Genomic DNA, 14,738 nt, shown 5'->3' on the forward strand with positions numbered 1-14,738 from the left:
CCGTCCGTTTGGGGGGCTTGCGCCGGGTGGTCAGCTCCCTTCGAGGCTGTCCTCGCGTACCCGCCGGGCCAGGTCGAGCTTGGTGTGAGCGGGACGGCCCGCCTGCTGGTACTTGGCCTTCACCCGGTCCAGGTAGTCCTTGGCCGTGTAGACCGTGATGCCCGCGCGCCGGGCGGCGGACTTCAGGGTCAGCCCGGAGGCGTAGTCGAGCAGGATCTGCCGCTCCCGGGGCGAGAGCCGGGGACGGGCGGGGCCGTTGTCGTGCGCGCAGGCGAAGGCGAGTTCCACGGAGTGGGCGCCCCGGCCCGCCGCGACGTCCTTGATCGCGGCGACCAGTGTCGGAAGGTCGTTGTCCTTGGTCAGGTAGCCGTCGGCGCCGGCCCGGACCGACTCGATGATCCGGGAGCGGTCCGGAACGGTGCTGATCATCAGGACCCGGCTTCCGGAACGCAACAGCCGACGGATGTTGCCGGCGGGGGCGGAGCCGTCGCGCAGCGCGAGGTCGAGGAGGACCACGTCGGGCGGGTCGTACACCGACTCGCCCGGCCGGTAAGGGAGTTCCGTGTCCGGCGTGCCGAGGAGCTCGCCGACGGTGGCCACGGTCGCCACCAGCCGCAGCTCGGGGACCCCTCCCAGCCAGGCCCGCATGCCGTCGAGGAGCATCCGGTCGTCGTCGACCACGGCGACGGTGATCACCCGGGCCATCTCAGCTCCACCCGTACCCCCTCACCGGGAGCGGCGTCCACGGTCGCCCGGCCGCCCACCTCCGCCATCCGGCCGCGGACCGAACCGCGCAGCCCGAGGCCGGGCACGCAACGCTCGGGATCGAAGCCGGGACCCTGGTCGACCACGGTGACGACCGCTCCCCCACGCCCGTCGGCGTCCCCGGTCGCGGTGAGGTAGGCGTGTCCGGTGCCCGCGTGCCGCCGTACGTTGTTGAGCGCCTCCCGCGCCGCGTCCGCGAACGCGGCGGCGACCTCGGGCGGCACCTGCGGCAGGTCGTGGTACTGGGCGGTGACCCGCAGTTGCAGGCTCTCCACGGACCCGACCGCCTCCTCCAAGGCAGCGCCGATCTCCCGGTGGTGGACCTCGTCGGCGGTCTGCTGGATCAGCCGGCGCAGGTACGCGGCCTCGCGGGCGCAACGTTCCCTCACCTCGGGGGCGTTGGCGTCGAGCCCGCCGGCCGCGAGGGTGGTCAGCGTCGCGAGCACGGTGTCGTGCAGCGCCCGGTGGTGTTCCAGCCGCTCGGCGTAGCGCGCCTTGTGCGCCTCGGCGGCCAGCGCACGGGCGTTGGCCTCGTCGAGGAGACGTCCCTGGCGGCGCAGGTACCACCAGAAGACCCAGACCATCACGGCCGAGGACAGCAGCGAGCTGACGTGTCCGACGACGATCGCGGGGTTCGCGTTCACCGCCCGGTAGCCGATGAAGTGGGTCACCACGAGGAGCGCGATGGCGGCGAGGGCGTGGGCCCGTTCGAGGGCGATGGCCGCGACGGCGCTCGCCGATCCGCCGAGCAGCATCGCCCAGGCGAGCAGGGGGGGTTCCCTGACACCGCCCCACGCGATGAGGGCGTACGGCAGCGCGCACCCGACGACCAGGACGTCCGCCCAGACGTACCGCCGGTCGAACCAGCCCCGTCGCCGGGCCGTGCCGTAGCCCAGCGCGCTCAGCCCCACAGCCGCGGCGAGCCCCGCGTACTGCAGGGGAATGTCCCGCTGGCGCTGAGCCACCGCGAGGACGCCGACCGTCAGATGGCTCGCGCGGTAGAGCAGGGTGGCCACGATCATGAAGGACTGGGCGCGCTGCAGCCCCGACCCCACTCCCGTCGTCCCCCGCCGTACCCGTAATCGCCGTATCGGTAAGGAGCCAACCGCCACAGCCACGCCTCTCCGAACCGGAGCACCGCAGAGCCCCGGACGTGATCCCGTGCACAACGGGGTGGGGCCGTGCTGCCCACGATGGTCACTGACGTCACGCATTGTGCCCCAGCGTGTACATGCCGAGAGCGCTATCCGGAAACCCTCTTCAGGCGGTCCGGGAGCCCAGCGCCGCCACCGCGGCGATCATCCGGTCCCAGAACAGGCCGGCGTCCACGGCCACCGCGACCTGCGCGTTGACCGGGAGGTCCAGGGACCGGTGGAGGTCGACGACCGTCGCCCCCCGCGTGTACTGCCCGCGCAGCTCCACGACCACGCCCGCCGGGACGCAGCGCACGATGGCCGGATCGATGACGCGGGCGACGGCGACCGGGTCGTGCAGCGGCGGACTCGCGAAGCCCCACAGCCGGCGGTAGGTGGAGGCGAAGAAGGTCATCAACTCGGCGCAGACGCGCCCGAGATCCGTGCCGAGCCCTTCGAAGCGCGCCACCACCTCGGGTGTGGCGAGCGCCTGGTGGGTCGCGTTGAGGCCGCACATGGTGATCGGCACACCGCTGCGGAAGACGATGTCCGCGGCCTCGGGGTCGGTCTGGATGTTGAACTCGGCGGCCGGGGTCCGGTTGCCGCGCTCGGTGGAACCGCCCATGAGGACGATCTCGCGGATGTACGGGACCACGTCGGGATGCCGGGTCAGCAGCAGGGCGATGTTGGTCAGGGGCGCGGTCGGTACGAGGGTGACGGGCTCCGGGTGCGTGGTCAGGATCCGGTGGATGAGGTCCACCGCATGTTCGGGGACCGCGTCCACGGTGGGTTCGGGGAACCGCGGCCCGTCCATGCCGGATTCCCCGTGGACGTCGTCGGCGACCACCAGCGGCTGGAGCAGCGGGCGGTCGCAGCCCGGCGCGATGGGCACGCCGGTGATGCCCGCGACCGTACAGACCCGGCGCGCGTTCAGGGTCGTCTTGGCGAGCGTCTGGTTGCCGGCGACCGTGGTGATCGCGAGCAGGTCGACCGCGGGATCGGCCGCCGCCAGCATGATCGCGAGGGCGTCGTCGTGGCCGGGATCGCAGTCGATGATGATCGGAACGGGCACGCTCACTCCTCGGCATATCGGGCGTCCGGGCCACCAGTCTGCCCCTTCGCCCCGTGCCGGGTACTCCGGTCGATCTTCGCGGGTGTTTTTGCGATCCGGCTGCGTCGGGGCGGGGCGGCCTCGTAGCGTCGGGGCAGGAGGTGGCGGCCGAGGCCTCTCTCCGGACACAGGACACGGAGGGCAGAGGTGACCGCTCCCGGCTTACCGGACGGTGCGGGAAGCGCCAGGATCGTCCAGAACGTATACGCCTTCGGCGGGTTCGCGTACGGCGCGATCCACGCGGACGTGCACGTGTACGGAGACGGCCGGCCGGTGTACCTCCTGACGGAGCACGAGCCGCCGGCCGGGGAACCCCACCCCGCGTGGGCCGGACAGCCCAGTCGGCTGCTCAACGCGGGCAACGCGGTCGTGCCCTTCACCGGCCGCGAGGCCGAACTGCGCGAGCTGGCGGACTGGTGCGACAGCGGCGACGCGGGCCTGGCGGTCCGCTGGCTGCACGGCCCCGGCGGGCGGGGCAAGACCCGGTTGGCCGATGAGCTGGCCGCGTCCTCTGCCCGGCGCGGCTGGAAGACGATCGTCGCCCGGCACGGCGGCGCGGTGGTCCCGGAGTCCGGGGGCAGCCATGACGGCCGCGTCGGGGATCGCCGCGGACTGCTGGTCCTGGTGGACTACGCCGACCGCTGGCCCCTGCGGGACCTGACCTGGCTGTTCGCGAACAGCGTGCTCGGCGGCGGCCCCGGGCGGCGGACACCGGTGCGCGTGCTGCTGCTGGCCCGCACCGCCCACGCGTGGCCCGCGGTGAAGTCGATGATCGGCGACCGTGCCGCGACCTCGGACCGGGAGCTGGAGGCCCTGCCCGCGGACCCCGGCGGCCGGGAGCAGGTGTTCGCCGCCGCCCGCACCAGGTTCTCCGAGCTGTACCGGCGGCCCGACGCCGCCACGGCCCTCTCGTCCCTTCCGCTGGAACACCCCGCTTTCGGGCTCACCCTCACCGTGCACATGGCCGCCCTGGTCGCCGTCGACGCCCACGTCCACGGCCGCAGGCCTCCTCAGGACACGGCCGGTCTGTCGGCCTATCTGCTGGAGCGGGAACAAGAGCACTGGGCACGGCTGTACGAGAACGCCGCGGCGGGGCTGGATTTCCGTACGTCACCGGACGACATGGCGAGCGTGGCGTTCGTCGCTGCCCTGACCGGGGCCTCCGCCTGGGAGGCCGGTGCGGCGGCGCTGGAGCGGGCCGCCCTGGCCACCGCGCCCGAGACCGTACGGTCCCTGCTGCGCGACCACGCACGCTGCTACCCGCCGCTCGATCCGCAGACCGTCCTCGAACCGCTGTATCCCGACCGGCTGGCCGAGGACTTCCTGGCCTTGACCGTGCCGGGCCACGCGGTCGGCGGATACCGCGCGGACGCCTGGGCGACGGGGGTTCCGAAGGCGCTGCTGACCTCGCCCGGCACCGCCGCATGCGCCCCGCGCGCCGTCACCCTGCTGGCCTCGGCGGCCGACCGGTGGCCCCACCTGGCCGAGAAGGTCCTCTTCCCCCTGCTGCGGGAGAGAGCGGACATAGCCCTCGACGCCGGGAGCGCCGCGCTGGTGGCCATCGCCGGTATCAACAGCGCGGACAGGGCCGTCCTGCGGGCCATCGAAGTCGCCGCGTTCACCAAGGTGGGCGTGCTGCCGCAGGTCAACCTGGACGCCGGGCTCGCCGCCGTCGCCATGCGCTACGCCGCCCTCACCGAGCCCGGCTCCACCGACGCCGAACGGGCCCTGCTGTACCGGCACCTGGAAATGAAGCTCCGTCACGCCGGACGGCGGGCGGAGGCCCTCGACTACGCCCAGCGGGCCGCGGACCTCTACGGCGAACTGGCCCGGGCGGACCCGGAAGCCCACTCGCGCGATCTGGCCGGGACCCTGTCCGCCCTCGCGATCGCCCTGGCGCACGCCGGGCGCCGGGCGGAGGCCCTGGACCATTCCCAAAAGGCCGTCGACCGCTACGGCATGCTGGCCCGGGCCGACCCCGAGGCACACCTGCCGCTGTTGGCGGAGGCACTGGCCAATCACGCGAACAGACTGGTGCAGGCCGGACGGCGGGCGGAGGCCCGGGAAACCTCCGAGCGCGCCGTCACCTTGTTGCAGAAGCTGTCCGCGGCACACCCGGGGACCTACCGCACCTCGCTGGCGGGGGCACTGGACAACCACGCCACCCTGCTCGCGGAGGCCGGACGGCACGGGGAGGCGCTGGACCACTCCCAGCGGGCCGGCGAACACTACTGGACCCTCGCCGAGGCGGATCCGGAGATCTACTGGCCCATGATGACCCGGCTGTTGCACAACGACTCGATCCGGCGGTCGTGGGCCGGGAACCCGGCAACGGCCGTGGAGGGCTCCGCACTGGCCGTCGAGAACTACCGCAAGCTGGCCGAGACCAGCCCCGCCTACCTGCCCGCCCTGGCCGAGGCGCTGACCACCCACGTGGGCCACCTGTGGAAGGCCGGGAAGCGCGGGGAGGAGTCCTTGGAGTGGTCCTGGCGCGCCGTCGAGGTATGGCGCAAGGCGGCGGAGGCCGACGCCGACCCCGTCGTCCACCTGCCCGGCCTGGCCGCAGCACACTGCAACCACGCGGGAAACCTGGCACACGCCGGGCAGCGGGAGCAGGCCCTGGAGCACTCCCTGTGGGCCGTCGAGCTGTGCGAGGAGCTGGCCGACACCGACCGTGACGCCCATCTCCCCGGCCTGGCCCGTGCGCTGACGGGCTTCGCGCTGGTCAGGAGCGAATTGGACGCCGACCTGAACCACGCGCTCACGGCGGCCGCCCGCGCGGTCCAGATTTGCCGTGACCTCGCCGAGCACGATCCGGAGGGGTTCACCGACGACCTGCTCGGCGGCTACGGCATCTTCGCCGACCTGCTCGCGCGACTCGGCCGTACCGACGAAGCCAGCCATTTCCGTCTCCGCGCCGCCAAGCAGCGGGCGAAGGCGAAAGGCGCGGGCCCCCGCGAGACGGAGGAGCTCGAACGGGTCTTCCGGGCAGAGGCGGAAGCCGGTCACGTGCCCGCGATGATCGACCTCGGTTACCTGCTGGCGAAGGCCGAGCGGATGGAGGAGGCCGAGCCTTGGTACCGGCGGGCCGCGGAAACCGGCCACCCCACGGGCATCACCCTGCTGGCCGCGACGCTGCTCCTCATGGGCCGGGCGGAGGAGGCCGAGCCGTGGCTGGAGCGGTCCGCCCGGGCCGGCGACGTCACGGCCATGAGCCGGCTCGGCGAACAACTGGCGAGAACCGGCCGGGGAGGCCAGGCCGAGCCGTGGCTGCGGCGGGCCGCCGAGGCGGGTGACGACGCCGCCATGTACGAGCTCGGCCTCCTTCTGGAGTCCACCCGGCGGGCGGACGAGGCCGAGCAGTGGTACCGCCGCGCCGCCGAGGCGGGCCACCTCCGCGCCACCAGCGCCTTGGGCGTCGTCCTGCACGAGCGCAACCGGGCCGGAGAGTCCGAGCAGTTCCTCCGGCGTGCCGCCGAAGCCGGTGACGCGGCCTCGATGAGCAACCTCGGAACCCTGCTCTACCGGGCTGGCCGGATGGAGGAGGCCGAACAGTGGTACCGGCGCGCCGTCGACGCCGGGTTCGACCGCGCCCTGTACGACATCGCCGTCCTGATGGAGAACACCGGGCGGGCGGACGAGGCCGAGCGGTGGTACCGCCGCGCGGCCGAAACCGGCCACCTGGCGGCCACCGCCGCCCTGGCCATCCGGCTGTGCGAGAGCGGCAGGCTGCAGGAGGCCGAGCCGTGGCTGCGGCGCGCCGCCGACGGCGGGGACGCCGGCTCGATGATCAACCTGGGGCTCCTGCTGGACAGGACCGGCCGGTCCGGGGAGGCCGAGCCGTGGCTGCGGCGCGCGGTCGAAGCCGGGGAGGTCAGGGCCGCGGGCCCGCTCGGCGGCCTGCTCTGCGATGCCGGCCGGCTGCGGGAGGCCGAGCCGTGGCTGCGGCGCGCGGGTGAAGCGGGAGACGTCAACGCCATGGTCAACCTGGGCACGGTGCTGCTCGGCAACGGCCGGCAGGGAGAGGCCGAGGAGTGGTACCGGCGCGCCGCGGCCGCGGGCGACGCGGACGCCATCAAGGTGCTCCGGGGCCCGCTGTTCAGAGCCGGCCGGACCACCGGGCCCAAGCCCCGCCGGCGTTGGGGAATCCGCCGGCCCGACTGAACGCCGAGCCCCACAGACCCGCACCGGCACCGGCACCGGCACCGGCACCGGCACCCGTACCCGTACCCGTACCCGTACCCACGCCTGCCCGCGCCGGACGGTGAGAGGATCCGGCGGGCGCTCGGCACGCAGCCCGCCGAGGTACTCCTCGAAGTACCGGCGCCGGGAACGAGGCGGGTTCGGTGGTCAAGCGTGCCGGGTCCTCCATGTCTGCGGCCACCAGGAGCCAGGCGAGCGAGGGACTCTCCGAGAAGGCGGCCCGCCGTCACTCCGCGGGTTCTGGCGGCGTGACCCCTACCAGGCGCGGGGTGGAGAAGCACCGGCGCAGCCACAACACTGATTCGATGTCCCAGAACGGCGCCGCGGCCAGGCCGTCAGCCACCGGGATCCGGAACCCCTGGCCGCGACGATCGCACGGAGCGTCATGTGCACCCCGGCGAAGTCCCGGGCAGCCTTCGCCCAGTCGGGGTAGACCTCGTCGCCGCGGACGAGCGGGTAGCGCCCGACGAAAGCCGCCCAGTCACCGGCGCCGCCGATTTCGCATACGCCGGTGGCGGGGCCGGTGACCGGCAGCTGCCAGGTCTGCCGGGGCCGGGGAGGGAGACTCGACCCGAGATCGAGGTACATCCGCCACATGCCCGGCCCGTCACGGCCGCGTTGTTCTGGGCGCTGCGGCCGTGTACACGGCGCTGAATTCCACTCCGGTCGCGCGGCTACGGTGAGCCGTTCGTCAGGAGCAGACAGAAGACCGGCCCTCGGTGGAAGAGCGTGGCGGTATCGCTCTCGGACCCGTCGAAGTACACGGGACGCAGCGGGGGCTCCTGCGTGTAGTACTCCGACGAGCGCAGGAAGTCGGGCTCCACGGAGGCGAACGCCCACCCCCACTCGGCGGGACCGCCGTCGCGGCCCGCGGGAGCCAGAACCTCGCGGAGGAAGTCCTGCACCACCTGGTCGGCCTCGGCCGTGGGCAGGCGGCGGCTGTACGGGGAGGGTGCCCGGCTGAGCATCCAGTGCAACCGCTGCGCGAACTCCCCTTCTCCGAGAGGCGTGACTGCTGCCTGGAAGCCTTCGCGCAGCAACCTGACGGGGCCGCCCCCGGGTGCCGCATCGCCGCTCTCTCCCGGCTCGGCGATGAAGCCGCTCAGGTTGTACCACTCGCGCTGGCGGTCGGCTTCGAGCATCATCTGCTCGAACAGGTCGCTCCGCAGGTACGCCTCCAGCACACCCTGCCGGTTGCCGACGGTCAGCGGTTGATCGGCCTCGACCTTCAGCAGCAAGGTGTTGCTGTTCATCACCGAGTCGACTGCCGACAGGAAACGGTCGATCGCGGCCCGGTCCACCTCGGCGAGCAACGACTGCACGGTCGCTCCCATATGTCAGGCCCTTGGTCCACGGGGGCTGGTCGTCACGTGATCATCCAGGTGGATGCCCGTCCGTACAACAGGTACACCAGTCGCCCTCGTACTGATCACAGTGGTCCACCCACCGCAGGAGGTCCTAGTGGCGGCCGGTCACCACCAGATTGCCGTCCGGGGTGCGCCGCGCGAGGTCGCCGGTGCGGAAGTAGCCGTCGGGGGTGAAGGCGCGTGCATTGTCGTCGGGCGCCCGGTAGTAGCCCCGCACGGTGTACGGGCCGCGGGCGAGGAGTTCGCCGGGCTCCCCGTCGGGCACGTCCTTGCCGTCGACGTCGACGATGCGGATCTCGTCGTCGGATGAGAGGGGGCGGCCCTGCGTGGTGAGCACGGTCTCGTCCGGATCGGCGGGCCGGGTGAGGGTGAGCAGCCCCGCCGCCGTGCCGAAGACCTGCTGCAGGCGACAGCCCCATTCGGGACCGATCCTTTCGGCTGTCTCCCGGTACGGGGGCGCGCCGCCGATCTGCACGAGACGCAAGCTGCTCAGGTCGGCCCGGGCCGTGGGGAGTGCGTCGAGCCAGAGCCGGGCGACGGCGGGCACCACCGACGTGATGGTGACCCGCTCCCGTCCGATGACCGGGAGGCATTGCGCGGGTTCCGGGTCCTCGGCCAGGACGACGGTGCCGCCGACGGAGAGGGTGCCCACGATGCCGGGGCAGCCGAACGCGAAGTTGGACTCGGCGGGCAGCGCGGCGAGATACACGTCGTTCTCGGTGAGCGACACCAGCTCGGCGGCGGCCCGCGCCTGGTAGGCGTAGTCGTTGTGGGTGCGCGGAACGAGCCCGGGCGCCGCGGTGGTACCGCCGGAGAAGAGGAACGCCACCTGGTCGGCGCTCTGCGTGAGGGCCGGCCCCGGCGGGGCGTCGATGGAGCCCAGCGGGCAGTACTGACAGCCCGACGGGTCGGTCGTCAGACCGCCGTAGGGGGACGGGGCGTCCGGCGCCTCAAGGGTGAACACCCGCCGCAGAAAGGGACCTTCGGCCGCGATGTCCGCGGCCATCGCCGTGTGGTCGAAGCCCTGGTACGTCGAGGGACCGACGTAGCCGGCGGCCTGGGTGACCCGCACGAGGGGGGACATCTCGGACTCGCGGTGCGAGACGGGGCACAACACGGGGACCACGCCGGCGCGCATCAGCGCGAACACGGTGATGACGAACTCGGGGACGTTCGGCAGCTGCACGACGACCCGTTGCCCGGGCCGGAGGCCGCGCAGCCGGAATCCGGCGGCCATCCGGTCCACGCGCCGGTTCAGGGCGGCGTACGTGATGCGGGTGCCGCCGTGTACGAGCGCGGTCCGCGCGCCGTTCTGCAGGGCCCAGCCGCGCAGCAGGTTGTCGAGCGTGTTGCCACGCCAGTGCCCGGCCGCCCAGTAGCGGTCGACGAACACCTCGGGCCAGGGAGTACAGCCGTCGAGCATGGGACGCGACCCCATTTCGCCCCCCTCCTCACCCCAGGGGAGCAACCCCGCCGTCTTGACCTTGTTTTTCAATCCAAACCCTCAACACCCCGATGCACAATGCGCCTTCCCCACCATGAACGCCGAATCCCCTCAGCAGAAAGACCAATGAGCACCCCTGACCAGGAGGAATGCTCAAGCCTGGTCCGACTCGACCGCACGCCACGGCGGAACCCCGTGACGCCGCGTCCCCGGCCCGGGCCCTGTCCGGGCGATCTCAGCGGGCCCGGAGCGGGCCCAGTGGGTCTTGCCCCGGTGATCCGGGATCGCTAGCCTCGCGCACCGAGCGCCTTCCGGGCGGGTTCGGCAGGGGAAAGCGGGACGGATGCCCTCTGGAATCACACTTGCCGTCGTCGGTGCCGGGGACCGCGGGACCGGGTACGCCCGCTGGGCGCTCGCCCATCCGGAGCGGGCTTCGGTCGTCGCGGTGGCCGAGCCGCGGAAGGTCCGGCGGGACCGGTTCGCGGCCGTCCACGCCCTGGAGGCCGGGGCCGCGGTGGACGACTGGCGGGCGCTGGCGGCGCGTGGCCGGGTCGCGGACGCGGTATTGGTCTGCACGCTGGACCGTGAACACCTGGAGCCGGTACTGGCGTTCGCCGCGCTCGGGTACCACGTCCTGCTCGAAAAGCCGATGGCACTGACGGAGGACGAGTGCCGGCGCATCGTGGACGCGGTGGAGCAGGCCGGAGTGATCCTCGCCGTCGGCCACGTCCTGCGGTACACCCCGTACACGCGGGCACTGAAGCGCGTCCTCGGCTCCGGCCGCATCGGCGACGTCGTCAGTGTCCAGCACCTGGAGCCGGTCGGTTTCTGGCACCAGGCCCACTCGTTCGTACGCGGCAACTGGCGGCGTGAGGACGAGGCGACCTCCATGCTGATGGCGAAGTCCTGCCACGATCTGGACTGGCTGCAGTACGTGCTCGGCCACCCCCCGGCGCGCGTCTCCAGCTTCGGGCGGCTGTCGCACTTCCGGCCCGGGAACGAGCCCACCGGCGCCGCAGGCCGTTGCCTGGACTGCGACCGCGCGGTCGAGGCCTCGTGCCCGTACTCCGCCAAGCGCGACTACGGCGACCGGCTCGCGCAGGGCAGGCACGGCTGGCCGTTGAGCGTGCTGATCGACGAGTTCACCCCGCAGGCCCTGGAGACCGCGCTGCGGGAAGGCCCGTACGGGCGGTGCGTGTACGCCTGCGACAACGACGTGGTCGACCACCAGGTGGTGGCCATGGAGTTCGCCTCCGGGGCGACGGCCACCTTCACCATGACGGCGTTCACCGAGCAGGCGGACCGCCAGACCCGGATCTTCGGCACGCGCGGCGAACTCCGCGGGGACGGACGGCAATTGCGGGTCTACGACTTCCTGACCCGCACGGAGGAGGTCATCGGCCTCGGCGGAGGAACGATGGACACCGCGGGCGGCCACGGGGGCGGCGACGCCGGCCTGATGGACGCCTTCGTCGGGGCCGTCGCGACCGGGAACCCCGGGCTGGTGAAATCAGGCCCGCGCGAATCCCTCACCAGCCACCTGACCGTGCTCGCCGCCGAACGCGCCCGGCGTGCCGGGACCGTTGAGACCATCCAGTCGTGAACGGGACGCGATCGATCAATCGATCAACACGGTTAACGTACGCCAACGGCCAGTACACCGACGGCTTCCGGCCCACCGTCGACCCGTACCGGCTGCCGGGGACGACCGTCTCCGGCAAGGTGCTCGCCGATGCCGAGGGCGGTGCCTGGGGCCTGCCGAGGCCGGACGTCCGCTGGGTGGGAGGCGCCACGGACGGGGAGTACGCCTCCCTGGGGCAGTTCCTGCGCGGGCTGTCCAGCTCCCTGTACGCGAAGAAGTCCTGGTTTTCTGCCTGGCCGACGCGGTCGTCTGCCTGGCGGGTGCCGTGCGCAGCACCGACGGCGTCGCGGTCGAGGCCGTGGTCGAGAACCGAAACCTCGGCGCCACCGGCACCCACGCCCTCACCGTGAACGGCCCCGCCCAGTCCCCCGCCCTCGGCTGGTCCGCCACCTTCAGCGGAGCCACGTGGGCGCGGATCGCCGGACACGGCGGGTACGTGTTCCCCGGCGGGGCCACGCTCAAGGCGCCGCCGTCAACTTCTTGTTCGGCGGGACGGTCGGCACCCTCAGCGCCGACAACCCCGCCTGCGTCCTGGTCCGGGAACACGGCGACGGCACGGCCACCGTCTGCGTATCGGACCCGATGCGGATGCGGACGGACCTCACGGTGACATGGAACCGTCCCGTCACCTCGGTGATCTCCGAACCGGCCACGGTCACCTCCGCCACCACCGGCTCCGCCCTCTCCCTCACGTTCGGGGACCTCACCGGCCGGGCGGGGGCCACCCAGCGGATCAGGGTCGCCCTGGGCTGAGCCGCCTCAGCCGGACTTGCGCTGCTCGTGACTGTCCTGGCGGAGCCGGTCCGTCTGCCGGGTCACCGCGTCGATGCGGGCGGCGAGTTCGGGGTGGCCGGGCTGGAGGTGGGGCCGGGCGGCGACGAGCGGGCCGACCATGCCGGCGGCGTCGTTCGCGCCGAGGGCCTCGTCCAGGCGGGCGATGGATTCGCGGGCGGCGCCGGGCAGGCCCGTCGCCGCGGTGATCGCCGCGGCGAGCCGGCGCAGGTCGGCCGCATTGGCGCGGGCCCAGGCCGTGACGGTCCGCTCGGCCGCGCGGTGGTCGCGCGTGGCCCGTACCCGCTGGTCGCCGGTGCTCCCGGCGGCCCCTGGACGCAGGCGGAGGTAGCGGCGCTCGGCGGCCTGCCGGCTGGCGACGCCGAGGGGGTGGGCGAGGTCGGCCCAGCTCGCTCCCGCGTCCCGGGCCGCCTCGATGAGCCCGCTCTCCCAGCCGGCCAGCCGCTCGCGGACCTGCCGCAGGAGCAGCAGGGCGGCCAGGGCCTGGCTGGGGTCCGGGGCTTCGCCGCCGCCGTCGGCGGGGTGCGGTCCGCCGACCCGGGACCGGGGCGGCGCGGTGTTCAGGGCGTTCTCGATGGCCCCCAGGGCGGCGGCCGCCGCAGGGGCAGGAGGGGGGTCGTGCCAGGTGTCCGGGGCCACGGGGATCTCCTTGGTACTCAGCGTCATCCATCAGGCGACTTTGCGCTTGTCATCGTTTCGACGACATGTTACAACGGTGTCGCGTTGCAGCGCATTGGCAGTGACTGACCGAACCGACTGGAGGTGTTTCGCGATGTTGATGCGCACCGACCCGTTCCGCGAGCTCGACCGGATCAGCCGGGATGTGCTGAGCCCCCGCGCGTGGTCCGCGCCGACGGTGATGCCGATGGACGCCTACCGCGAAGGCGACGAGTACGTCGTGGCCTTCGACCTGCCCGGCGTCACCCCCGGGGCGATCGACATCGACGTGGAACGGAACATGCTGACCGTGAAGGCCGAGCGGCGCCCCGCCGAGCATGCCGGCACCGTGCAGAGGGAACTCTCGGAGCGCCCGCTGGGTGTCTTCTCCCGCCAGATCATGCTGGCCGACTCCCTCGACACCGAGCACATCAGTGCGGACTACGACGCGGGGGTCCTGACCCTGCGCATCCCGATCGCCGAGCGCGCGAAGCCGCGCAAGATCAGCATCGGCCGCGTCGGCGACCGCAAGCAGATCGACGCCTGAACCGGCCGCGGAGGACGGGTGCCCGCAACCCCTCCGGCACGCCCCGTCCTCCGCGCTCCCTCCCGCGCCGCGAGACGAAGGAACGTTGTGATGAGCGAGGAATCCACCATCGGCGCCCTGCCCGTCACCGTCGATGTCGGGCCGGATGTGATCACGGTCCGTCCCACCGGCGCGATGGACATCGAGCACGCCGAAGATCTGCGCGTGGCCCTGCTCACCGCCCTCACGCACGTGAGCGGCCCCACGGACGTCGTCGTGGACCTCAGTGGTCTCACGTTCTGCGATTCCGCCGGACTGAACGCCCTCCTCAGGGGGCGGCTCATTGCCGACGCATCCGGCCGGACGCTGCGGCTGGCCGCTCCGACCCGGCAGATCCGCCGCCTGCTGGAGCTCACCGGGTCCGATCACCTCTTCCGGATCGACCCCTCGGCTCCTGCCTGACGTCGCGGCTTTGCGGGAAGACGGGTTTGTCCGGCGGCAGCGCGGGCAGCCGCGTGAGCACACACGCAAAGGCCCCGGAACGGAGGCCGGACATGTCGACAAACACCCTCATAACCGTGATCGTCGTGGCGGCGGTCGTGGTGCTCGCGCTCTCCCTGATGTTGTGGATGCTGGCGAGACGACGGCACCTGCGCGGTCAGTTCGGGCCCGAGTACGAGCGCACGGTCGAGGAAAAGGGCGGGAAGCTGGCCGCCGAGCGCGACCTGCGCGCCCGCGAGGAACGGCACGACCAGCTCGACATCAAGGAACTGCCGCCCGAACGCCGACGCCACTACACCGAGGAGTGGAGCGGCGTCCAGGAGCACTTCGTGGACCGCCCGGAGGGTGCCGTCGCCGAGGCCGACCAGCTGGTGACCCGGCTGATGCGCGAGCGCGGCTACCCCACCGACGGCTACAGCGGGCAGCTCCGCGACCTGTCGGTCGAGCACGGACGCACGCTGGAGCACTACCGCGCCGCCCACGACGTCCAGGTGCGCAGCGACGGGGGACAGGCGACGACAGAGGAGCTCCGCGGGGCGATGGTGCACTACCGCGCCCTGTTCGAGGAGATGCTCACCGATCAGAGGAGCAGGTGAC

11 protein-coding genes and 1 pseudogene are annotated in these 14,738 nt (G+C 72.6%); 6 read left to right on the top strand and 6 right to left on the bottom strand.

Annotated features, from left to right (window positions below; all coding sequences use genetic code 11):
• Nucleotides 1-30: 30 nt before the first annotated feature.
• The 3 genes from AB0D48_RS22640 to AB0D48_RS22650 all read right to left on the bottom strand — a co-directional run bounded on the left by AB0D48_RS22640 (nt 31) and on the right by AB0D48_RS22650 (nt 2,970).
• A complete protein-coding gene (locus AB0D48_RS22640) occupies nt 31-705 on the bottom strand; it encodes a response regulator transcription factor (protein ID WP_362399703.1) in 675 nt (224 codons plus the stop codon).
• Nucleotides 693-1,820, bottom strand: a complete 1,128-nt coding sequence (locus AB0D48_RS22645) for an ATP-binding protein (protein ID WP_362399706.1) — start codon at nt 1,818-1,820, stop codon at nt 693-695. The genes AB0D48_RS22640 and AB0D48_RS22645 overlap by 13 nt, the downstream gene beginning before the upstream one ends.
• Before the next feature lie 205 nt (nt 1,821-2,025).
• Nucleotides 2,026-2,970, bottom strand: a complete 945-nt coding sequence (locus AB0D48_RS22650) for a nucleoside hydrolase (protein WP_362399709.1) — start codon at nt 2,968-2,970, stop codon at nt 2,026-2,028.
• 186 nt (nt 2,971-3,156) lie between these two features.
• Between AB0D48_RS22650 and AB0D48_RS22655 the strand changes: the two genes are divergently transcribed.
• Nucleotides 3,157-7,173: a tetratricopeptide repeat protein gene (locus tag AB0D48_RS22655; RefSeq protein ID WP_362399712.1), complete on the top strand. Its 4,017-nt coding sequence runs from the start codon at nt 3,157-3,159 to the stop codon at nt 7,171-7,173.
• 713 nt (nt 7,174-7,886) lie between these two features.
• Here AB0D48_RS22655 and AB0D48_RS22660 read toward each other — a convergent pair.
• Both AB0D48_RS22660 and AB0D48_RS22665 read right to left on the bottom strand, forming a co-directional pair.
• A complete protein-coding gene (locus AB0D48_RS22660; RefSeq protein WP_362399714.1) occupies nt 7,887-8,546 on the bottom strand; it encodes a hypothetical protein in 660 nt (219 codons plus the stop codon).
• Between the two features lie 124 nt (nt 8,547-8,670).
• Nucleotides 8,671-10,017 carry an AMP-binding protein gene (locus AB0D48_RS22665; RefSeq protein WP_362399717.1) on the bottom strand — a complete coding sequence of 449 codons (1,347 nt, stop codon included), beginning with the start codon at nt 10,015-10,017 and terminating at the stop codon, nt 8,671-8,673.
• Between the two features lie 349 nt (nt 10,018-10,366).
• On the opposite strand from AB0D48_RS22665, the gene AB0D48_RS22670 reads away from it, so the two are divergent.
• Together AB0D48_RS22670 and AB0D48_RS22675 are read left to right on the top strand one after the other, a co-directional pair.
• Nucleotides 10,367-11,626, top strand: coding sequence for a Gfo/Idh/MocA family oxidoreductase (locus AB0D48_RS22670; RefSeq protein ID WP_362399720.1), 1,260 nt, complete (start codon nt 10,367-10,369; stop codon nt 11,624-11,626).
• 35 nt (nt 11,627-11,661) lie between these two features.
• Nucleotides 11,662-12,418: pseudogene (locus tag AB0D48_RS22675) on the top strand (polysaccharide lyase family 8 super-sandwich domain-containing protein); the annotation flags it as partial.
• Between the two features lie 6 nt (nt 12,419-12,424).
• On the opposite strand, the gene AB0D48_RS22680 reads toward AB0D48_RS22675, so the two are convergent.
• Nucleotides 12,425-13,123, bottom strand: coding sequence for a hypothetical protein (locus AB0D48_RS22680; protein ID WP_362399723.1), 699 nt, complete (start codon nt 13,121-13,123; stop codon nt 12,425-12,427).
• A 106-nt stretch (nt 13,124-13,229) separates the two neighbouring features.
• Here AB0D48_RS22680 and AB0D48_RS22685 point away from each other — a divergent pair, with 106 nt between their 5' ends.
• The 3 genes from AB0D48_RS22685 to AB0D48_RS22695 all read left to right on the top strand — a co-directional run bounded on the left by AB0D48_RS22685 (nt 13,230) and on the right by AB0D48_RS22695 (nt 14,737).
• Nucleotides 13,230-13,661 (top strand): Hsp20/alpha crystallin family protein, encoded by a 432-nt coding sequence (locus AB0D48_RS22685; protein WP_362399726.1) that lies wholly within the window; start codon nt 13,230-13,232, stop codon nt 13,659-13,661.
• A 90-nt stretch (nt 13,662-13,751) separates the two neighbouring features.
• A complete protein-coding gene (locus tag AB0D48_RS22690; protein ID WP_362399729.1) occupies nt 13,752-14,102 on the top strand; it encodes an STAS domain-containing protein in 351 nt (116 codons plus the stop codon).
• Between the two features lie 92 nt (nt 14,103-14,194).
• Nucleotides 14,195-14,737: a hypothetical protein gene (locus AB0D48_RS22695; RefSeq protein ID WP_362399732.1), complete on the top strand. Its 543-nt coding sequence runs from the start codon at nt 14,195-14,197 to the stop codon at nt 14,735-14,737.
• The last annotated feature ends 1 nt before the right edge of the window (nt 14,738 follow it).

Source organism: Streptomyces sp. NPDC048269, from assembly GCF_040652395.1.
Classification (GTDB): Bacteria; Actinomycetota; Actinomycetes; order Streptomycetales; family Streptomycetaceae; genus Streptomyces.